14 protein-coding genes are annotated in these 20,813 nt (G+C 60.6%); 5 read left to right on the top strand and 9 right to left on the bottom strand.

Annotated features, from left to right (window positions below; translation table 11 throughout):
* Positions 1-32: 32 nt before the first annotated feature.
* Together SCI24_RS01565 and SCI24_RS01560 are read right to left on the bottom strand one after the other, a co-directional pair.
* On the bottom strand, positions 33-851 hold the full coding sequence (locus SCI24_RS01565) for a GGDEF domain-containing protein (protein WP_318723627.1): 819 nt from the start codon (positions 849-851) through the stop codon (positions 33-35).
* 217 nt (positions 852-1,068) lie between these two features.
* The gene (locus SCI24_RS01560) at positions 1,069-1,380 is read right to left on the bottom strand and encodes a transposase (RefSeq protein ID WP_318723626.1); all 312 of its coding nucleotides are present in this window, start codon (positions 1,378-1,380) and stop codon (positions 1,069-1,071) included.
* 514 nt (positions 1,381-1,894) lie between these two features.
* Here SCI24_RS01560 and SCI24_RS01555 point away from each other — a divergent pair.
* The 4 genes from SCI24_RS01555 (at position 1,895) to SCI24_RS01540 (ending at position 10,467) form a co-directional block, all read left to right on the top strand.
* Positions 1,895-2,422, top strand: coding sequence for a hypothetical protein (locus SCI24_RS01555; protein WP_318723625.1), 528 nt, complete (start codon positions 1,895-1,897; stop codon positions 2,420-2,422).
* 1 nt (position 2,423) lies between these two features.
* Positions 2,424-4,925 (top strand): hypothetical protein, encoded by a 2,502-nt coding sequence (locus SCI24_RS01550; protein WP_318723624.1) that lies wholly within the window; start codon positions 2,424-2,426, stop codon positions 4,923-4,925.
* Positions 4,918-8,109 carry a tyrosine-type recombinase/integrase gene (locus SCI24_RS01545; protein ID WP_318723623.1) on the top strand — a complete coding sequence of 1,064 codons (3,192 nt, stop codon included), beginning with the start codon at positions 4,918-4,920 and terminating at the stop codon, positions 8,107-8,109. The genes SCI24_RS01550 and SCI24_RS01545 overlap by 8 nt, the downstream gene beginning before the upstream one ends.
* 531 nt (positions 8,110-8,640) lie before the next feature.
* Positions 8,641-10,467: a diguanylate cyclase gene (locus tag SCI24_RS01540; protein ID WP_318723622.1), complete on the top strand. Its 1,827-nt coding sequence runs from the start codon at positions 8,641-8,643 to the stop codon at positions 10,465-10,467.
* 184 nt (positions 10,468-10,651) lie between these two features.
* Here SCI24_RS01540 and SCI24_RS01535 read toward each other — a convergent pair whose 3' ends face one another.
* On the bottom strand, positions 10,652-11,350 hold the full coding sequence (locus SCI24_RS01535; RefSeq protein ID WP_318723621.1) for a flagellar motor protein MotB: 699 nt from the start codon (positions 11,348-11,350) through the stop codon (positions 10,652-10,654).
* Positions 11,343-12,158, bottom strand: a complete 816-nt coding sequence (locus SCI24_RS01530; protein ID WP_318723620.1) for a motility protein A — start codon at positions 12,156-12,158, stop codon at positions 11,343-11,345. Before SCI24_RS01530 ends, SCI24_RS01535 begins: the two co-directional genes overlap by 8 nt.
* A gap of 265 nt (positions 12,159-12,423) precedes the next feature.
* Between SCI24_RS01530 and SCI24_RS01525 the strand changes: the two genes are divergently transcribed.
* On the top strand, positions 12,424-13,608 hold the full coding sequence (locus tag SCI24_RS01525; protein ID WP_318723618.1) for an EAL and HDOD domain-containing protein: 1,185 nt from the start codon (positions 12,424-12,426) through the stop codon (positions 13,606-13,608).
* Between the two features lie 43 nt (positions 13,609-13,651).
* On the opposite strand, the gene SCI24_RS01520 is transcribed toward SCI24_RS01525, so the two are convergent.
* The 5 genes from SCI24_RS01520 to flhB all read right to left on the bottom strand — a co-directional run bounded on the left by SCI24_RS01520 (position 13,652) and on the right by flhB (position 20,722).
* Positions 13,652-14,353, bottom strand: a complete 702-nt coding sequence (locus tag SCI24_RS01520) for an RNA polymerase sigma factor FliA (RefSeq protein WP_318723617.1) — start codon at positions 14,351-14,353, stop codon at positions 13,652-13,654.
* 21 nt (positions 14,354-14,374) lie between these two features.
* On the bottom strand, positions 14,375-14,716 hold the full coding sequence (locus SCI24_RS21505) for a flagellar protein FlhE (protein WP_412928781.1): 342 nt from the start codon (positions 14,714-14,716) through the stop codon (positions 14,375-14,377).
* Positions 14,717-15,218: 502 nt separating this feature from the next.
* The gene (gene flhF / locus SCI24_RS01515; protein WP_318723616.1) at positions 15,219-17,474 is read right to left on the bottom strand and encodes a flagellar biosynthesis protein FlhF; all 2,256 of its coding nucleotides are present in this window, start codon (positions 17,472-17,474) and stop codon (positions 15,219-15,221) included.
* Positions 17,475-17,477: 3 nt separating this feature from the next.
* Positions 17,478-19,559 (bottom strand): flagellar biosynthesis protein FlhA, encoded by a 2,082-nt coding sequence (gene flhA, locus SCI24_RS01510; RefSeq protein ID WP_318723615.1) that lies wholly within the window; start codon positions 19,557-19,559, stop codon positions 17,478-17,480.
* Positions 19,556-20,722: a flagellar biosynthesis protein FlhB gene (gene flhB, locus SCI24_RS01505; RefSeq protein ID WP_318723614.1), complete on the bottom strand. Its 1,167-nt coding sequence runs from the start codon at positions 20,720-20,722 to the stop codon at positions 19,556-19,558. The genes flhA and flhB overlap by 4 nt, the downstream gene beginning before the upstream one ends.
* Positions 20,723-20,813 lie beyond the last annotated feature (91 nt).

Genomic DNA, 20,813 nt, shown 5'->3' with positions numbered 1-20,813 from the left:
TAACTCCAGCGGGTGTTTATGACTCTCGTGCATCACGCCCCCTCCCAATGCGCCCGGTTACGTCCCGCCTGTTTTGCGGAGTAGAGTCCCTGGTCGGCACGCTTGATCGCCGGTTTCAATGAGGTTTCACCTGCCTTGACCAGCGAGACACCCAAGGATGCTGAATACGACAAAGTCCCGTCAGCTGTTGAGTCCAGTCCGACCCTGGCCGGGGTGGTGGCAACTGCCTCGCGTAGTCGCTCTGCGATCTGCAGGGCCTCCCCGCGGGTCGTGTTTGGTACCAGCACGGCAAACTCCTCGCCGCCCATTCGACATAGCACGTTACCGTCGCGCAGCACCCGGCGAGCCGTGTTGGCAAAGGCCTGCAACACCAGATCCCCCACATCGTGCCCGTAGGTATCGTTGATGCGCTTGAAGTGATCGAGGTCGATAGCAATCAGCGTCAGCGGAGTCGCGCTGCGCTCGGCACGCGCAATCTCCATGGCCACCTGGTTTTCCAGGTAACGGCGATTACCCAGGCCGGTGAGGGGGTCGGTGAGCGCCTGCTTCTCAAGCCGTGCCTCCAGCGCCTTGCGCTCGCTCAGGTCGAACACCGTGGCGCGTGAGTGCTGGAAGCCGTCCTCGGTCACTTGAGCGGTGGCCTGGATCGCTACCGGCAGTCGGCTGCCATCACGACACAGCAGCTCGCACTCGGCGCTTCCCTCTTGCCCCTCGCCCAGCACCTGGTGGAAGGCGGCGTCGAAGGCCGCACGGGTCTCGGGTGTGACGAATTCACGATAGTGGAGCTTGTCGATCACCTCATCGGCGCGATAGCCCAGCCAGTCGAGCTCGGTACGGTTGATCTTGACCACCCGGCCATCGCAGTTGGGCAGCAGCCACCTGTAATGACCCCCTGGTTTCTGCACACCCTCGCGGCTAATGCCGGGTGTGCTCGGGGTGCCACATTGATCACACGGCGACGCGGCTTGGGTCGGTAGTACACCGACCTGCGCGAGAGGCCAAGCCACTGACACAGCTTGACGAGTGATACCGCATGGCCCTCCTGGGCCAGTTCCGCCTGCAGCGACGTTACGAGTTCTCGTCCTCGTCGAGCAGGCGGCGCCACTTTTTTAGCGCGTAGATCTGCAAATGGGCCTCGCCCAGTGCCTCCTTGGTTTCCCGCAGCTCGGACTCATACTGCTCGCAGCTGTCCTTAGGTCGGGCCCGGAACCTGTTTTTCATGCTGCGCTGGGCCTCCTCGATCCAGCCTTCGACCTCGGAGAAGGTGAGGTCATGCTGGCGAGCCACTTCAGCGACCGTGGTCTTGCCCTTGAAGATGTCCATGACCACGGCGGCTTTGCGCTTTGCGGTCCAGCGTTTGACGGTGGGGGCGTTGCTCATCTCATCCTCCCGATCGCTGCACTATAGCCTGTGCAGCTCTGGAGGGGGGGCACTTCACACCTAATCTGCGCATCCAGCAGTGCTTCGCCAAGGTCCGCCACCAAGGTGCACCTTTGACCTGTGACCGCCCTAACCGATAGTGGCCGGGACGGAGAGGTTATGGAGGCTTTATGGCTTCGGTGGAAGGCACGGAATCATGGTGGGGTTGAGAGGAAGTATGCTTGATTTGGTGGTCTTATCTTCCCCTTGGAAATGCTAGCGTTATCTGGAATTAATGATTTTTAGTTAAAAAAATCAACAACTTATTCAGTATTTTCTTTTAATTTGCTTCAGCATTAAAAGGAAGTGATTGGGTGTTTTTTTGCTATTAATTTTGCAAAATACATAGCAATAAAATTAATACTATTAGATAAAACTTATTCGGTAATTTACGGAAAAATTTTGGTCTTTCTCACAAAAAATGGTGTCAGGGTTGATAGCATGGAACAGACATCATGCTGCATGAGGCCTGTGCATGGAGAACGTGCCACTGACCAGAATTCACGTGCCTGAAGGAGCGCTAGGCAGAATTCATGAGGCCACCCTGACGATGGCCAATCGCATCCCCGTCTCCGAATGGTTGGCAGATGCCACCTGCCCGGCGCTGGGCTTCCACTACCCGATCTGTGTTCGCCAGATGCAGCGTCACTACGAGGTCGTCAGTGGATTCCGCAGTTTTCAGGTCATCCGTGCTGCGCTGGAACCAGGAGATGAGGTCGCCGTCCATCGGGTGTCCGGTAGTGAGGTCGAGCTGGTTCGAACCGCCTTATTCCACCTCGTGCTGGATTCGTTGATGCATTGCCCTGACTCATACGACGCCAGAGAGCGGGTCTATCGACAGCTCACCGAGCTGACCCGTGCCCTGCGGAAGGAGTTTGAGATACGGCTCCCGCGGGAATACGCCTCCCGGAACCTCAAGCGATGCATGGGGATTACGCATAGAAAGCTACGCCACAAGCGCTCTCGCAGGAGTGAGCTGGAGAGATTGGTGGAGAGAGATTGAGATGAATATTTCGGTGGATGTCGAGCGTCTGGTAGAGCTGAGCCAGGTTTCCGGGAGTGAGGTGGCGTCGCTGCTGGAGCTCCTGCGCCCGCCTGAGGATATGACACATCTCGAGCTGGTCATGTCGAACCTGCAGAAAGCCCTGAGGGCTTTGTGTGACACGCCGGGAGTCATGCACTCCCTGCAGGAAGAGGCGTCGAAGGGCGAGAGCCGGACAGGAATCCTGGCTTATCAGGATGTGCTGGACCGAATCGTGGCGGTTCTTGCCGGCGGCAGGGTGCCCGGCAGCCCTGATTCCTGGTGGAGCCGTACAGGGCGTCAGCGCGGCATCATCAACGAGCACCCCGAATGGGCGATGCTGATCCTCCTTCCCGATAGTGCGTGCCACGACAGCTCGGTCTACTGGCAGCATGCGGGTGTGGTCCTCGCCTGTGCTGCGCTGCAACGGGCGCGGCATGGCGGCGGGGTTGGCTCGGAAATTACCGCGGCGTGTCGCGTCATCCGTTCGGTCGCCAACGGCAACCAGCCGATGGGCCTTTTGAATCCCGTTGCGGCCGAGTTGGCCCTGACGGATTACCACGCCCAGCATCTGCTCGAGGCAGGAGAGCCCAGGCATGGTGTGGAGGGCGTCGAGCTGCTGGTACGCAAGGTGCTGGTCTACCAGGGCAAGTCACGGGAAGGCGGCGGCGGGGGTGGCGGTGGCCATGCCTCACCCCCTTCCACCGAAACGCATGTCGAGTCGCGCGATGAGGCCGATCCTGAGCCGGAGGGGCCGGAGCGCTCGGTTCAGGTCATGGAGGTTCCTGGGGGGCTTCCGGCGCAACGCCGGCAACTTACGGTCGGGCTGCATCCGGATGAGATGCAGACAATGCGAGGGGTCACGTTCGTCGAGCGGAAAGCGTCGCCGACGGCGGGACATGACCTTGTCGATGTGTATCGGTATCAAAAAGGCCATTTGCACCACATCAGCCGTAACAATCAGCGATTGCCATATCGCTACGCCAGCCTCAGCCATATAGAGCTGGCTGTCGTTGCCCAGCAGGCCTACGACCTTTATGCAGGAAAGAAGAGATTCGAGGACAGGGATGCCGATGGGGAGCTGGCTGGCGTGCTCCTGATGCTGATGTTGTGGCTGGGGCGCCCGGTCGACCAGCTGCTGACGATGCGCATCTATTCCGGAAGACAGGCACTGCCGAAAAATCGTAAGGATCTGCTTGCCTATCTGTTGGAGGAGGAGGCCTTCGTATTACCGATCCCCTCGCCTGCTGCGCGAAATACGCTTCAGGATGACGCCAAGCGATTACTGGAGCGCGCCGGCGAGGCGCCGCCTGCATTGACCGATGAGGTTGTGATCATCGGCCTCCCGGTGAGGGTGGGGCAATTCATTTCGCGGATCCAGCGGCAGCATCAGGGACGCTCACGGTACGCTGAATTGTTTCCCGCCGATCGTCGGGAGGCCATCCACACCGCCATGTCTCAGGCCGTATCGACGATCAATCGGGCTCACCGTATGCGGCTGACTCCCTTGCGCATTTCCCAGACGCTGTTCGATGAGATCGTCAGGCACTCGAGTGACTGGGTAGATGGCTACCTGTTGACGGGGCACGCCTTCACCGTCACCGAGGTTGCAGTTCACTACTACAGCGTGCCGGCGACGTATCTCGAGTCACTGTTCTGTCGTGCCGTGGCATCGCTGCGTGACGCCCTGTATCGCCATCTCACTATCGAGGAGGCGAACGCTCTGGAACCTGTTCGGCCTCCATCGAATGCGGGTGACCATGGCAGCAAGTTGAATATCCGGCCGCGTCTCGTGAGGCGGCTTGTCGACCATCTGCAGCATGAGCTCAGAGCGGCCCGCCGGTTACCACCCAGTGAGGAGTCGGCGCGCCAGGTGCATAACCACCTGGTGGCTTATATCGCATTCTGGGTGTTGTTCGCCACGGGCTATCGCGCGGTCAACGACTTGGTGTTTCGCTGGAGAGAGATCGACCTCGAGACCGGCCTGCTGGTGATATCGGACAAGGAACACGAGAGCATGAGCCAGTCGCGGGTTGTCTGGCTGTTGCCGCAGCTACGCGAGCAGCTGCACCTGTACGCCTGGCATCTGGAAGTGTTGCAGATGCAGCTCTATCAACGGGTCACCCTGTACGATCACATCGAGTCATTGTTGGGCGACCCGTGCCCTGACGTGCCGCTGTTGTTTTTCGTCAGCGAAAGCTGGCAGATGGTCAAAATATCTCCCAAGAATCTGCGTCGGCAAGTGCCGCTGTTCAGCCTGCCGATCAATGCTGGCCGGCATTACCTGCGCAGTCGACTGCGGGCGGAAGGATGCCGTGGAGAGCTGGTCAATGCATTCATGGGCCATGCCCAGCATGGGCAGGAGCCATTCGCGGCGCTTTCGACCCTGTCGCCCGTCTCGATGTTTGCCGAGCTGGCGCCGGTAATGGAAAAGCTGCGTCGTGAGGCCGGCTGGACGCCGCAGAGGGGGATGGCAGATGTCTGAGCCATTCAGCTCCGTATGGAAGGGCTGGAATCTCCTGGTGCTACCGGAAGCCGCCGGCGGCGCAGAGGCGCGGCGTCGGCAACAGCTGCGGCCACGGCAACAGGGGCAGCTCGAGGTGCTGGCCCAGGTCAATGAGTTTCATCCCGGGCTGGTCAGCGGTGAGCGCGACATCACAGTGCCAGATGACCTGCCTCAGCAGTGGGTGGATCACATCCTGAGCAAGGCAGGCGCTTCAGCGGCCGCGAGTCGCCACAAGGTGAATTTCCTGGTGCAGGGGCTGCGCCAGGGAGAGCGGCAGCTGGGCTGGAAGGTCAGGGTGCCTGCGCCCATGCACCATGTGCAGCCGGAGGCCAGCCCATTTACGCCTGACGCACTGGTCAGACTGAATGCCTATCGGGATTGGTGTCGCCTGGTCCTGGTGGAGGAGGGCCTCCAGACGGATCAATTCCACGACCTACTGCAGCAAGGCAATGGGCTCAAGGGGCATCGGCGCCTGGAGTCCGAGCACATCAGCTGGGGACTGTTGATGTACCTGGCCATCACCCGTGATGGCCTGCTGGCCAGGAAGGCGGTCAACTCGCTGCCACTGGCGGCAGCTACGCTGGCGACCTACGGTGGGACGGCCTGGTGCCTGCTACATGAGTCGCCGCCTGAGGATATGCCTGAACCGGTGCCACCGCGCAGCCGCTGGCTGCTCGGAGCGTCGACGCTGGCGGTGCTGATGCGGCATCTCGACCGATATGGAGACCCACAGCAGCAGGCGAAGACCACCTCCTACAAGACTGCCAAGGAGTTCTCTGCCACTGCGTGGAGTGCCTTCTGCCGCGCCGTGGGGGCGGACAAGAGCATGACGCTGCCAGCATGTCAGGCGATGGCGGCTACCGCCTTGCGACTGCATGTGCCGCGTTACCTGGTGGATAGTACCCTCGGCAAGCATGCAGTGACATCCATCGACGAGCCGCGGTGGCAGCAGCTGCTGTCGGGTGGGTATGTCCAGCACGCGGGGCTGGCGGAGGATGAGGAGGAGAGGCCACCTTTCCCCGGCAGCCAGCCGGCTGTACCGGATATGCCGGTGGAGCGCGACCAGCCAATCTACAAGGCACGGGAGCTGTTGGCGGGCCTGCGTGGTTGGTTGAGCCCGACGCGGGAGACGAAGCGCCGTACCTACGCTGCCATCACCGCGCGTCTGGAGGAGACGCTTGCCGAGACCCGGCGCATGGTGCCCATTGCTGAATGGATCTGTCGTTGGCTGTATTACCTGCACGTGGACATGAAACGGAAGCAGTCGACGCTGCATACCTATCTGGGATCCGCACTGCCGATATTGAAGTACATCGGTGATACACCGCTTTCGCCATCACGTCTCACCGAGCTGGTAGATGCCTATCAGCAGGTCATCGAGGAGGGCAAAACCGAGAAGAACCGTCACTATCGCTGGACAGTGCTACATGGCTTTCACAATTTCCTGGTCAGCGAGCTGGGGCTGGCCAAGGTGAAGATGGAGTTGGTGGGCAGTGGGGCGGGCGTCACCTACCATGCCGATGCCAACATCCTCTCGGAGACTGAATACCAGCTCGTGGCCGAAAGGCTGAAACTCATGGATCCCAGCATACTGGGCAAGATCCGCTACTGGGTCTTCGTCCTTGGGTTTCGTGCCGGGTTACGGATCGGTGAGGTACTCTCGATCCAGATCTGCGATGTCCAGCTCAAGAAACGGGTGCCGGATACCGATGTGGTGCTATTGGTGCGTGACAACGAATACGTTGCCAACAAGAGCTACAGCTCGCGTCGGCAGCTCCCCCTGCACCACTTGTTGACCGAGGAGGAGCTGGGGCCGTTCAAGGACTACGTCATCAATCGCCAGGAGATGTCGCGACACCCTCGTGTCATGCTGTTCGGCGAAGGCGGTGAGTCACTGGCTCCGTTGCGCGACGACAAGGTCTCGCCAGCGATTCATGAGGTGATGCGGCGCGTGACAGGGGATCCCAGTGTCCGCTTTCACCATCTGCGCCACTCGTTGGCCAACAACCTGCTGCTGGCATTCCATGGCATTCCGGCGCCCTGGGCGGCACCGGCTCACCTGAACACGTTATGGCATGAAATCACCGGGGGCGTGGTCTCGCGCCAGGGGCTGCACTTTATCGCCCAGGTCATGGGGCATTCATCTCCGGACGTTACCCTGCGCAGCTACCTGCATTGCACCGAGTGGCTGATGGGGCATTACCTGCAGCACGAGCCGCATTCGGTGGAAGGGGCGCGGCGTCCCTCGCCAGCCGTGGAGCTGGAAGCGCTGGCGGAACTGCTGGGGCTGAAGCCCGCGCGGGTTCGCAAATGGAAACAGCGTTATGGCGAACGGTCGGCGATATGGTTGAGCAAGGCCTTCAAGGCGTGTCCGATCACCGATGTGGAGGACCGTGAGCCCCAGCCATTCCCGGCGCTTGCGGGCATCACCCCTATGGAACACGATCGCCTGCATCACCTCTCGCTGGAGAGCCTGGAAACCCTGCTGGATGCCCGTAATCGTTACTCCCCTGAAGAGCTCGAGCGAATTTTCAGCCTGAGGGAAGGGGAGGTGGCGCGGCTGATGCAGGCCGAGCAGCGTGTGTTGTCGGTGCGGACGCGGCGCGGCAGCCGCGCCCACCGCCACTGTCGAGCCACCAAGGGCAAGCAACAGTTTGAAGCGCAAACTGACCTGCCTCGATTGCCGCGACCCCATGCCGTATCGGAACGGCGTATCATCCAGGCCCTGTACCACGCCATCTGGAAGGACTGGTACGAAAAGTCGCCCGATGTGCTGCTCGAGCACTTGCGCTATTTCTACGCGTACCATCGTGCGACAGAGGGCCATGTGTGGATACGGGATGCCGATGCTGGGCTGGCATTTGTCAGTTGGGTGCTGAGTCTCCACTCGGGGGTGCGGGCTAACATCGAGGTGACCCCCACTGCGCGCTCGCCATTGACCGCAAAGCAGCAGCTCAGTGAGTGGAAGAAGCGCCTGCCATCGCAGCGGCACAAGGTGCAGTGGCGAACAAAGCCCGCCGGTAGGCGTTATGCCAACGAACTGGGTACGGGCAACGTCGCGCTGCGCGTGGTCAACGAGGGGAAAGAGGCGTTGAGCGTGTATCCCGTGCGCTATGTGCTGGTGATGGCGTGCATCGTGATGACTGCACAGCAAAGTGCTTAGGAGCGCTATCGTTCAGTAACAGAAGGTCGAGACTGTCTCAGCCAGGACATGCGTAAGGCTCTCTATGCGATCTCACGCGATGGAGTGCAATAGCTGGCGGCCCCACTCGACTCTGGTCTACCAGTCGCCGGGGAGATTGAATTGGCAACTGTGGCTTGAAAATGTGTCCGCTCTGACTTGACCAGGGTGGGTCGAACATGCATCGGGGAGAGACACATTATCTCCGATCACTGCCACGGTGTCTTGGTGACGTGGGGCGGTTTTTTTTGGATACTTCACCTGCGTGGTGTGCAGGCCCTTTCGGACCTGCTCCTGAGACTCTGAACCATTTGCCTGCACGAATCGCGGCTGACCTGATTTGAGGTTTTGCCATTGAGCACCAACTCCCTCTGGGCCCGTCTGACGTTTGCCGTCGTACTTCCCGTCGCGCTGGTCACCTTGACCCTGACGCCGATCTTTACCTCGCACCTCAAGGAGCGAGTTGACAGCACACAACAGTCTGCTGAATCGCTGCTCGCATCCGAGTACGATTTGCTCCTGCGAAGTATGAATGACAGCTTCAACCAGGTGCTGGCTACCGCGGAGTTCCCGTTGCTGAGGCGCTTCCTATCCCGACAGGCGTCCGCCGATACGCCTGCATGGGGGCTTGCTGCACAGAGCGACTGGAAGCAGCTGGAGGGACTGTTCGATACCCTGCTGACCCACTTCGGTCGCTACACCCGCCTGGTAGTGGTCGATCCTCTGGGGCGCGAGTGGGTTTCCACCTCCACGGTGCCACTGCTGTCACGGCCACCGGTCATTGATCACCGGGAAACCACCGCCTTCCAGGCGGCCATGGCCTTGCAAGCGCGTGACCTCTACGTCTCGCCGCCACGCCTGGGTGTCTCCGGCGCGGAGCAGGCGCTGGTGACCACCGTGATCGACATCGCCACACCCATCGTTGGTGACAGGGGGGAGCACTTGGGCGTGCTGCTGTTCACCCTCGACTGGTCACGTCTCACCATGACGCTGCCTCATGCACTGGATAAAGGCCCGGGGGAAGCCCTGCTGGTGGATGCCCAGGGCCAGTGGTTGCTTCCTGAGGGAGATGCGCCGGGCGAGCGTTTCGGCCAATCACTGGGAACACACTGGCCTCAGGCTTGGAAGGCGATGTCCGATCGCAACCAGGGTACTGTCACCCTGGACCAGCACCAGCTCACTTTTCGCAGCCACGACCTGCGCACCCAGCACTTCCGTAGCCAGGCGGGGATGATCCTCGGCGAACCGGATACCCAGCCCTGGCGACTGGGTATCCTGATGCCGCGGCCCAGCCTGTGGGGGCTGCTCAAGGAGAGTCCGGTGCAGCTGCTGGCCATCAGCCTGGTCTATGTGCTGTCGGTGGCCTTCGGTGTGTACTGGGTGCTCAGCGACCACCGCCTGCGTGGACTACGACAGCGCGCGCTGCTGTTCTCGCGTGAGGCCCGCCAGTACGCTGGTGAAGTGCAGGACCTCTACCAGCATGCACCCTGTGGCTACCACTCCCTGGACAGTGGCGGCCGGGTCATCAAGATCAATCGTACCGAGCTCGATTGGTTGGGCTATCGCGCCGACGAGGTGATCGATAAGCGCTTCTACCGCGACTTCGTGACCCCGGAGTCCCGTGCGGCCTTCGATGTGGCCTTCCGCCAGGTACTGGGCGAGGGCCAAGAGGGCAGTGCCGAATGCGAGCTGCTGTGTCGTGATGGCACCCGACTGCCGGTAGCCATCCAGGCCACCGCCCAGGTCACCGACGACGGCTTCCAGTATTCCCGGGCCACGGTGTTTGACCTCAGCGAGCGCAAGGCGCTGGAGGCGCGACTGGAGAAACAGGCGCTCACCGATCCACTCACCCACCTGGGCAACCGTCGCTACCTTGAAGGCCAGGCGGCCATGGAGATCGCCCGCGCCGAGCGTAGTGGAGCGCCACTGTCACTGGTCATCGTCGACCTCGACCACTTCAAGCGCATCAACGACAGCTACGGCCACGATGTGGGCGATGTGGTACTGCAGGCCTTCGCCAGGCTGGCCCGTCAGGTGCTGCGTGATGGTGATGTGCTGTGCCGCATGGGCGGCGAGGAGTTCGCCGTGCTACTGCCCGATACCAACCGTGAGCAGGCCCTTCAGGTCGCCGAGCGGCTCCGCGTGGCAGTCGCCACCACTCCCGCTCAGGTCGGTGAAGACACGACAGAAGACGGTAAACTCGCCTACACCGCCTCACTGGGGGTGACGCTAGTGTGTACCGGGGAGACCACTCTGAAGCCGGCCATCAAGCGCGCCGACATGGGGCTCTATGCCGCCAAGGATATGGGGCGCAATCGCGTGCAATGGGAAGAGGTCTGATCCCATATGAAAAATACTCTGGTAACAGGACAGGCAGCAAGGACAAGCAGGGACATACTCAGTTCATGGAATTGCCTCTTGGTTGGAGGCGGGGTGTCAATGTTTATGCAGGGAAAAGCTGGCTGAAAGATATTAATTGACCTGTATAAAGAGCATAAAGGTAGGATGTATCTCGACATGCTTCCTATTCGATAGGGGATTTAAGCAATAGTTCGACGCGGCGGTTGGTCGCTCGCCCTTCTGTACTTTCATTGCTTTCCAAGGGTTGAGTATCAGCATAGCCGATAGCACGTAGCCGGGATTCAGGAATATTGTTACCGGCCAGGTAACGTAGTACTGAAATAGCTCGGCCGGTAGACAGTTCCCAGTTTGAGGGGAAGCGGGCAGTACTGATCGGCACATTGTCAGTATGGCCTTCAACCGAGATGCTACCATTAAAGCTATTCAGGACATCAACGAGGCCCTTTAGCACATCCTCACCACGCGCCGTGAGCGCGGCCTGTCCACTGGCGAATAGGAGGTTATTGTCAATACGCAGAGTTACGCCTTCTTCGCCTTCTGCCACACTGACGCCTTCCATCTCCAGTCCCCTGAAGCGTGGCTGAAGACCAGAGTTTCGTGGTTGTAATCCAAATGTCTGTGGCTTAATTCCTGGGGCAATGGAGGAAGCTGCCCTCATGGCGGCTGGTGAGATCTCGCTAGCGGCTACACCGGCATACTCACTGCCTTGGGTGGCCTGGCCATTGCCTGCCATGGAGAGCAGCAAGACGAAGAGCGTGATGAGCAGTGTCAGTACATCCAGGTAGCTCATCAGCCAGCTCTCTCCATCGCCATCTCCCTGGGGTGTCGGTGTGAGGGCATCGTACGTGCTGCGATCAAGCATTCGCCGAGGCCTCGTCGCTCTTACGTCCAGGCCTTTCTGGGTCGCGAATCTCATCATGGTAATTGGCTACGAAGGAGTGCAGCGTCTCCTCAATGAAGGAGGGTAGGCGGCGCTTGGTGATCAGCGAGATGCCCTCCAGCACCATGTTCATGGCAATCAGACGTTCTTCGGTGCGGCGCTCTAGCTTTACGGCGATGGGCTTGAATACCAGGTTAGCCAACAGGATCCCGTAGAAAGTGGTAAGCAGCGCCACGGCCATGCGCGGACCGATGACGTGCAAGTCGCCGGCCTCCATGACCTCTAGCATATTCACCAGGCCCACCAGGGTGCCGATCATCCCGAAAGCCGGGGCGTAGGTGGCCATGGTGCGAAAGATCTGGGCTTCGGCGTGCTCGCGAGCTTTCAGCCTGGCAATTCGCCATCGTAGCAGGTCATATATCTCATCTTCCTTGGTGTTGGCGATGACCAGCTGGATGCCATTGCGCAGGAAGGGGTTACGGGTCTTCTCCAGCGCGTTCTCCACAGCGCGTACGTCACCCTTGAGCCACAGCCGTGACAGGTCGACGAGCTCCTCGATGTCGTCTCGGATATAAGTGTTTTCGCGCCGGAAGACGATGCCCACCAGGCGGACAACCCTGAGTACCTCCTTGAGGGGGTAGCTGATGAAAGTGGCAGCCAGGGTGCCAGCGACAACGATGCCGAGCCCCGGCAGGTTGATGAAGCTCTGCGGAGATTCGGCAGTGAAGAACAGAACGCTGGCAAGCAGCACACAGCTGGCCAGGATGCCAATCAGCGTAGAAGGGTTCATGGGGGCTCCGGTGTTGGTGCAGGCGAGTGAAGGGGCAACAGCATACCCAAAAGAAATTATCGGCGGAAATAGCCAAGACTTGAGCTTTCACGTCTGTTGCGAGGTACCTTGCGGGGGGGGGGAGGCGCCGCGCCACCGCAGGCGTGATACGCTTGTGGTTACTAAAAGCAACATTAAGCCCCCACCCGCATGTCGGGTATGGAGAGGGGTTGACGCCGGGATAGAGGGAGAGAGACGCATGAGCCGTCAGCAAGCCGCCGCAGGGGTGACCATCGCCCTGCAGCCCATCCATGACGATCGCTACCGCCACGTAGCGGATCGCCTGGTCTATCGGCGCCACGACGAAGAAGACTCGGGGGCAGACAAGGATGACCCGGTCAGTCAGGTGGCGCAGGCTCTCTCTGGCGTGATCTACGAGGGCGAGGGAGGGCACCCCCTCGGTGAACGCGAGCTCTTCATTGAGCTTCCTCAGGAGTGGCTGGTGCGCACCGAGCTTTTGCCGACGCCACCGTGGCAGATCATCATCGGACTGCCGGAGACACTTGATATGACGCCTGAGGTGGCGGCCAGCCTCGCCGAGATCAAGGATGCTGGCTACCGGCTCGCTGTGCATGAGCCTGCGCTGGAGAAGGACGCGATCAAGGCGCTGGTTGACTTGGTGGTGGTGGATGTCGCCGAGGGGCTTGAGGGGCTTGACCTCGAAACGCTCAAGGCCGCCGGCTACTGCCTGATGGCTGAGGGCATCACTGATCATCAACGGCTGACGGCCTGCCAGGAGGCGGGATTCAGCTGGTTCAACGGTCGCTATCTCGGCGACCCAGGCTTCCATGCCACCCGCCCCCGGACCCGTCACGGCAACCGGGCTGCGCAGCTTCGCCTGGTCAACGAACTCTATCGTGAGGATGCCGACCTCCAGAAGCTGCATGACCTGCTAATTCAGATGCCTGCCCTGCACATGGCGATTCTGAGGCGAGCCGGTTCCAGCTTCTACGCTCGCGGAAATAAGCCACCCACCGAGTTGAAGCGGGCGCTGTCAATGCTGGGGCTGCTCGAGATCCGTCGACTGGTGATGACACTGTCGTTGGCCAGTGAGCTGCCTTCTTCGCGATTGACGGTTCGTCTGGCGCTGATCCGCGCTTTCATGTGCCAGAAGCTGGCGGCACCTTTCTCCGGCATCGACCCGGAAGATGCCTTCACCACCGGCCTCTTCTCGCTGATGGATACGTTGCTCGAGGAGGACCAGGAGGCGATGTTGGAGCAGGTGTCGCTGGCCGAGCCAATCCGCGTGGCGCTGCAACGGCGGGAGGGCCCACTGGGCGCGCTGCTGAGCCTTTGCGAGGAGCATGAGCACCAGCTGGCCGAGCGGCCACCCGAACATGGCGCTGATCGCCTGCAGGCTTGCTATCTGCAGGCGCTGGCCGAGACTGATAGCTTGATGAGCTTGGCGTGATTGACGACGTTTCGATTAATCGAGAGTTGGCATGGACTGAGTTCTACTCGGCCAACCGTGTGCGCAGCCGGCTCACCGCCTGGCTGTGGAGCTGGCACACGCGGGATTCCGTCACGCCCAGCACGGCGCCGATCTCCTTGAGATTTAGCTCTTCCTGATAATACAGAGCCATCAGGAGTTTTTCGCGTTCTGGCAGGGCGGCAATCGCTTCCACCAGGCGCCCGCGCTGTTCTTGGTCGATCAGCTGTGCATAGGGCGTTGTCTGGTTGTCGCCCACCGGAAGCCGACCCTCACCTCCTTCCTCCATCAGCTCTTCGAAGGGGAGTAACTGTCCGTTATTAGTGTCGGTCAGCAGTTTTCGATACTCCTCCAGTGGCATATCCAGTTCTTGCGCGATCTCGGTTTCTTCGGGGGGGCGCCCATAACGCTGTTCAAGCTGGCGGATGGCTTCATCCATGGCACGCGCACTGCGACGTACGCTGCGGGGCAGCCAGTCCCGAGTGCGCAGCTCGTCGAGCATGGCCCCCCGAATGCGCTGGCTGGCAAAGGTGGCGAAGCTGGCTCCCTGACCTGCCTTGTAACGTTGCAAGGCTTCAAGCAGGCCCACGGTGCCGGCCTGAATCATGTCGTCTAGATCAATGCTGGCAGGTAGCCGAACCTGAAGCGCCAGTGCCTGTCGGCGCACCAGAGGAAGGTACTGCTCGATCAGCTGCGTCTGGTCGATTTTTCCGTGTGCTGTATACATTCGTCTGCCTCCCAGCTAGCCCTAACGGTAGTTGACGATGACCTGCAGTCCTTCCGTTTGGACTGCGGGGCCGACGGCCACTAGGCGGAAGTGAAATGCCAGAGGGACGTCAGCGTCGAGGCCTGCCAATGCCTCAGTAAGCCCGCGCTCATCGCGAATTGGAACGCAGCGTACGGGATGGCAGAGGCGAGCCAATACCCTGTGACGAGAAGCGTCGGGCAGTGAAAAACGCCAGCTCACGCTGGTGATGAGGTGGCCCCTGGCCTCATCAGATGGAGAGGCAAGAGGTAACGAGCGAACATCAGCATCGGCCAGGGCAACTCTGGGTCCTTTCTGATTCGCCACCCAGCTGCCGGCTCCCATACTAGGTAGGGGCAGCAGTGTCAGACACAAGGCAAGTATCAGCAGGAGGTAAGGGCGTTCCGTCATCGTGCGATCACCAAAAGGTCAATGCCCAGGCGACTGGCAGCCGCCTGACGCAGGTTCTCGAGAAGTCCACGGCGGGGAACGTCAGGGTGGTGCACAGCAAGGAGCCGTTGTGGGGCACCGCCTTGGCGCAGGCGAGTCAGTGTTGCCAAGCCACGACGAAATGCTTCGGCGTCCCTGTCGACCCATATCGCCCAGCGTGGTTGCTCGCTGGCGAGCGTCGAAAGGTGGGGACTGTCCGGGGATAAGGGCACTATACGCCAATCATCCGGGTCACCTACCCAGCGGTAGCCTTCAGCCTGCCAATGGTCGAGCAGGCTGCGCACGGTGTCGATGCAGCGCTCGGGGCCTGCCACGATCAAGGTGGTAGACGTCCCTGTAGAATGCTGCCGTCGCGATACATTGGTCGCTCTGGCCCGCAGTCCTGCCGCCTGATCCATCACTGCGCATCCTCACTGCTTTGGATATGGCGTATCGCCTCCCGAGTGGCGAACAGTTGCAGTAGGGCTTGTAGCAGGGCAGTGTCTCGACGGCGTCGGCGAGTGCCCAACAACTCCAGCAGCTCGGCCCTGAGGTCCATGGCGTCCTCATCTCCTGCATGCTCCAAATGAAGCGTGACCGCAGCGATACCCGCTGCCAGAGCCAAGAAAAGCTCGGCACGCGTCCCGGCAGGAAGCCAAGCGGTCAGTGTCGACATGGCCTCTCGAGTCAGCTGCTCTAACCCTTCGCTGTTAAGCGCGACCTGAAGTAGTGGTCGTGCACTGTGCGTTTCCTCCAACGGACTCAGCCAATAGCGTTTGCCTAGTTGTTGCCCACGCTCCTTGTCATACAAAGTGGCCTGCCAGAGATGCACATATTGGCAAGCCTCGTCGCTGTCTCGCTTCGATGGTGGCAATGACACCCGTAGTTTTGCCAGCGACGCCTTGACCGCCTTGCCGCGCAGTCGGGTATCAAGATGTCCGCTGCCTTCGAAAAGTGACGCTAGCCGAGACACTGAGCGTGATTCCCCTTGATGAATCACTCGCGTTGCCGGCTGGGCGCGTGCAAGCCAACGGATCGAGGATCCGTCGAGCTCGTCACGAATGGTCGACCCTGGCAGGGTCGGGAATAACTGGAAGGGCGAAGACTCATTGGCTTGATGTGCCAGTGCTGCCTTCAGGCGCTCCAGGTCACCCGCTGGTTGTCGATGCTGTAGTCGCACTGGCAGACGGGGCAGACCTTCGGCATCCACGCACAGGTCAGGCAGGCGCCAATCACTTCGGCTAGCTGCGCGGCGGGGAGACCAAAGGAGTCCGGTAGCGGGTGTCGCGTGGGAGGAATGTTCCAGCAGTGAGGACAGATTGTCCTGCTGCTCTGCCGTAGAGGCGGCACTCAGGTCCCAGGCCCTTTCGAGCATATTAAACCCTGGGACTCTTGCGCGAAGACGGGTTAAGGATAAGGCGATTCGACGCCCTTGCCCGAGCAACTGGCGCCCAGCAAGGGGCGATCTGGCGGGTGCCGATTCCTCACCTTCGGTAAGTGGTGAACGTGTGGCCAGTGCGCGAGCGGCTAGCGAAGCGGCATCGGGCAGGCTCAAGTCCTCCGGTACCCGCTGGCCGTGGGAAACAAAGCATAGAGTCAAATCGTGACGTATGATCGTTTCCAGCACCGGCGCAAGACGGCAGGCCTCGTCCTGCTTCGATACCAGGCAGCGGTCAAGCCGGGAGTTGGCTGAGATGGCGGCCGCCCGGTATCGCTGCACCACCTCGACGAGCGTTTCCGGCTGGCTGGCGGCATTGAGCAGCAGGACCATGTGTACCTTGACTCGACCTCCCTGCAGCTGGGCAATCTGTTCAACGATTCTCTGATCGCGTTGGCTCATGCCGACAGTGTCGATAATCACCCAGCGTCGCCCCATCAGCCGGGTAGCCAGGGAGTCAACGGGTTGGTCCGGATCGAGTGCCACCATCGGGATGCCGAGCAGTTCGGCATAGATCCGCAACTGCTCGTGCGCGCCGATACGGAAGCTGTCAGTCGTGACCAGTGCCACCCGGTCAGCGCCATGGCGCTCGACGTAGCGTGCTGCCAACTTCGCCGTAGTGGTGGTCTTGCCTACGCCAGTGGGACCGACCAGCGCGGTAATGCCAGGAGCTTGAAAGAAGGCGTCCTCATCTGTCCCGATGCTCAGTTGGCTTGCCAGCTGACGCTGCAGCCAGGCCAGTGGGCGCTCATCGTCGGGGGCGGTCTTGTCTAGTTCTCGTGGGAGGCCAGTAACGAGCTCCTGAGCGAAGTCATGACTGAAGCCGGCCTCGCGCAGGATGCGTCTTAGACGGCCGGTACAGTCGACCTCAGGATGGCGGCGTGACTGTTCGCGTGCCAACAGGGCGCGCATATCCTGCATTTCACTCAGCAACCGTGCACTCATTGAGCGAAGGTCTGCTGACTCTTCGTTCGCATCAGGGGCGGCAGGCAAGTGCGGCTCTGTCCGAGCAGCCTCATTGTCAGATTCAGCTGTCGCCGACCTCGGTGACGCGGCGCGAGAAGCGGGGGCAGGGGTGGAGGTAAGGTTGCCGACGGCATCATCGGCCATGGCGAGGATCTCTACCCCATCGTCTGTGGGGCGGTTGGCCAGGATAAGGGCGTCGTCGCCAAGTATCTCACGTACCTGACGCATGGCATCGCGACTGTTGGCTCCGGTAAAACGCATAACGCCCATCGATTAGCGACCTCCAATCAGGGTGGTGACCCGCAAGTGGCGATCATCCGGGATCTCGGCCTGGGACATCACCACCAGATGACGCAGACGGCGTCTCAGGAAGCGTGATAGCAAGGCCCTCAGATTGTGCTGGACTACCAGCACCGGTGGCTCGCCGCTGGACTCATGACGTTCCAGTGCCTGCTCGGCTTGGGTCATTAACGTTTCGGCCAGGCCGGGTTCGAGAGAACCATTGCCATTCATGGCTTGGGTCAACACCTGCTCTAGCTGGCTATCGAGGCCTATGACGTTGAGCTGTTCCTGACCGCCAAACCACTGCTGTGTGATGGCGCGTCCCAGTGATATGCGCACCAGGGCAGTCAGCTCATTAGCATCCTGCTGCTGAGGGGCATACTCGGCGAGGGTATCCAGGATGGTGCGCAGGTCGCGAATGGTGACTTCTTCCTCCAGCAGGTTCTGCAGGATGCGCTGGAATACCGTTAACGTGATGGCCTTGGGGATCACATCCTCGACAAGCGCCTTGTTCTCCTCGCCCAGCTTGTCGAGCAGCTTCTGCACTTCGCTGCGGCCCAGCATCTCGGCAGCGTGGCGTTGCATCAGGTGATTGAGGTGGGTGGCGATCACGGTGCTGGCATCGACTACGGTGTAGCCATAGACCTGAGCATGTTCTCGCTGATCGCTATCAACCCAGACCGCCGGGAGGCCGAAGGCCGGTTCCTTGGTTGGGGTGCCTTTCAACTCGCCGGTCACCTGGCCAGGATCGATGGCCAGCCACTGGCCTGGGTAGGCGTCAGCATGACCGATTTCTGCTCCCTTGAGGCTCAATACATAGGTATTGGCACCTAGCTCCAGGTTGTCACGAATGTGAACCACGGGGGGCAGGAAACCCATCTCCTGGGCGAACTTCTTGCGCACACTCTTGATGCGACCGAGAAGCTCGCCCTGCTGGCGGGAGTCGACCAGCGGTATCAGGCGGTGGCCGACTTCAAGCCCCAGGATGTCGACCAGTTGGACGTCTTCCCAGCTCGCCTCGGGGGCTTCCTGCACCGGCGCAGGTGCGTCGCTGATCTCTTGCTCGACTAGCTTGCGATCACGTTCACGCAGGAGCCACCAGGCCAGGCCGCCCAGCAAGGCAGTAAAGATCAGGAATACCAGATTAGGCATTCCCGGAACCAGGCCGAGCAGGCCCATGACACCGGCAGCAAGAATCATTACCTGCGGGTTGACGAACAGCTGTCCGATCATCTGCTGGCCGACGTCCTGGTCGGTGGTCACGCGCGATACCGTGACGCCGGCGGCAGTGGAGATCACCAGGGCTGGTATCTGGGCCACCAGGCCATCGCCAATGGTCAACAGGACATAAGTCCGAGCGGCGTCACCGAAAGCCATGTCGTGTTGCAGCATGCCGATCAGCAGGCCGCCGATGATGTTGACGACCATGATCACCAGGCCGGCCATGGCGTCGCCACGCACAAACTTGCTGGCACCATCCATGGAGCCGTAGAAGTCTGCCTCTTGAGACACTTCGCTGCGGCGTTTCTTGGCATCTTCTTCGCCGATCAGACCGGCGTTGAGGTCAGCATCGATGGCCATCTGCTTGCCGGGCATTGCGTCGAGCATGAAGCGGGCGCCCACCTCGGCGATACGGCCGGCACCCTTGGTGATGACCATGAAGTTGATGATCACGAGAATAAGGAAAACCACCAGGCCGACGGCGAAGTTGCCACCGACCAGGAACTGGCCGAAGGCCTCGATCACCTTGCCTGCCGAGTCACCCCCGGCATGGCCCTCCATCAGTACCACGCGGGTAGAGGCAACGTTCAGTGATAACCGCAGCAGGGTGGTGAACAGCAGCACTGCCGGGAAAGCAGCAAAATCCAGCGGTTTCTGAGTGAACATGCTCACCAGCAGTACCATGACTGCCAGCGCAATATTGAAGGTGAACAGCAGGTCCAGCACGAAGGGAGGCAGCGGCAGGATCATCATCGACAGGATCATGATGATCAGCACTGGGCCGGCGAGGACCTTCATCGGGACCTTTGACATCCAGTCGCGCTGTCCCAGGTATTGGCTCCAGGCCTTCATTGGCGTGTCTCGTCGTTCTCGCCACCGGATTCCGCGACATTCAGCTCATCGGGTATCGGCAGGTCGTGAGGTGTTGGGGGCGCCTCGCCACCTTCCTGACTGGCGCGCCGTAGGCCGAAGGCCCATGCCATGACTTCGGCCACGGCGGAGTAAAGCGTCATCGGGACTTCCTGGTCGAGATCCACATGGTGGTACAAGGCGCGTGCTAGCGGTGGGGCCTCAAGGAGGGGAACGCGATGCTCGTCCCCCAGTTCACGAATCCGTGCGGCCACCGCATCGGCACCCTTGGCAACGACCCGGGGGGCCTGCATCCCCTGCTCGCGGTACTGCAGCGCCACAGCATAGTGAGTCGGGTTGGTGATGATCACGTCTGCCTCCGGTACTTTGCTCATCATCCGGCCCCGGGCCATGGCTTGCTGCTGCTGACGGATGCGTGCCTTGATCTGAGGATCCCCCTCGGACTCCTTATGCTCGCGTTTTACCTCGTCCTTGCTCATGCGCAGCTTCTTGGCATGACTCCAGATCTGGTAGGGCACGTCGATCAGAATCACTACCAGTAGAGTCAGTACCATAAGGCCACTGGCCTGAGCCGCCATCCACAGTGCCTGGGCGAGAGCTTGGCGCACAGGCTGGTCCATCAAGTCCATGAAGGTGCCGCGGTTCAGGTAGAGGAATGCGATACCCACGCTGCCCACCAATAGTGACTTGGCGATTGCCTTGGCCAGTTCCACCAAGGCCTGGACGCCAAAGATTCTCTTTAGACCCTTGAAGGGATTGAGCTTGCTTAGCTGTGGCTTTAGTGACTTGGCAGATATCAACCAACCACCGAGAAGCGCCGGCGCGACGAGGGCGATCACTGTCAGCAACAGAAAGAGCGGCAGCATGGCATACAGGGTACGGCTGCCGAGATCCAGCGCCTGGGCTAGCATCGGCGTGGTTTCCATGGCATGTCGGCGCTCGAACAGGAAAGCCTGTTCCATGACCAGGCCGAGCTGGCCGTAGAGCATCTCGCCCATGGTCCACAAGCCCACGACACCACCGAGGAGCAGCATGAAGGTGGCCAACTCACGGGAACGAGCAACCTGGCCATCCTCGCGCGCCTTTTCCAGGCGTCGGGGTGTGGCCTCTTCGGTCTTTTCCTGATCGCTGTCCTGATCCGCCATGATGGTTTACCGGGCACTTGTCTGCACCCTGGCTATTGTGACCTCGGCGGGGAAGAGGTGATGCGTCAAAAAGGGCCGTTAATCGCAGTCT

It is taken from the genome of Halomonas sp. (genome assembly GCF_033549285.1).
GTDB lineage: Bacteria > Pseudomonadota > Gammaproteobacteria > Pseudomonadales > Halomonadaceae > Halomonas.
This window is presented reverse-complemented; position numbering and strand designations above follow the sequence as displayed.

Excerpts from the sequence above, each read along its gene's own strand:
- SCI24_RS01560 (WP_318723626.1), bottom strand. The coding sequence starts at position 1,380 with ATGAGCAACGCCCCCACCGTCAAACGCTGGACCGCAAAGCGCAAAGCC.
- SCI24_RS01555 (WP_318723625.1), top strand. The coding sequence starts at position 1,895 with ATGGAGAACGTGCCACTGACCAGAATTCACGTGCCTGAAGGAGCGCTA.
- SCI24_RS01550 (WP_318723624.1), top strand. The coding sequence starts at position 2,424 with ATGAATATTTCGGTGGATGTCGAGCGTCTGGTAGAGCTGAGCCAGGTT.
- SCI24_RS01545 (WP_318723623.1), top strand. The coding sequence starts at position 4,918 with ATGTCTGAGCCATTCAGCTCCGTATGGAAGGGCTGGAATCTCCTGGTG.
- SCI24_RS01535 (WP_318723621.1), bottom strand. The coding sequence starts at position 11,350 with ATGCTTGATCGCAGCACGTACGATGCCCTCACACCGACACCCCAGGGA.
- SCI24_RS01530 (WP_318723620.1), bottom strand. The coding sequence starts at position 12,158 with ATGAACCCTTCTACGCTGATTGGCATCCTGGCCAGCTGTGTGCTGCTT.
- SCI24_RS01520 (WP_318723617.1), bottom strand. The coding sequence starts at position 14,353 with ATGTATACAGCACACGGAAAAATCGACCAGACGCAGCTGATCGAGCAG.
- SCI24_RS21505 (WP_412928781.1), bottom strand. The coding sequence starts at position 14,716 with ATGGGAGCCGGCAGCTGGGTGGCGAATCAGAAAGGACCCAGAGTTGCC.
- flhF (WP_318723616.1), bottom strand. The coding sequence starts at position 17,474 with ATGGGCGTTATGCGTTTTACCGGAGCCAACAGTCGCGATGCCATGCGT.
- flhA (WP_318723615.1), bottom strand. The coding sequence starts at position 19,559 with ATGAAGGCCTGGAGCCAATACCTGGGACAGCGCGACTGGATGTCAAAG.
- flhB (WP_318723614.1), bottom strand. The coding sequence starts at position 20,722 with ATGGCGGATCAGGACAGCGATCAGGAAAAGACCGAAGAGGCCACACCC.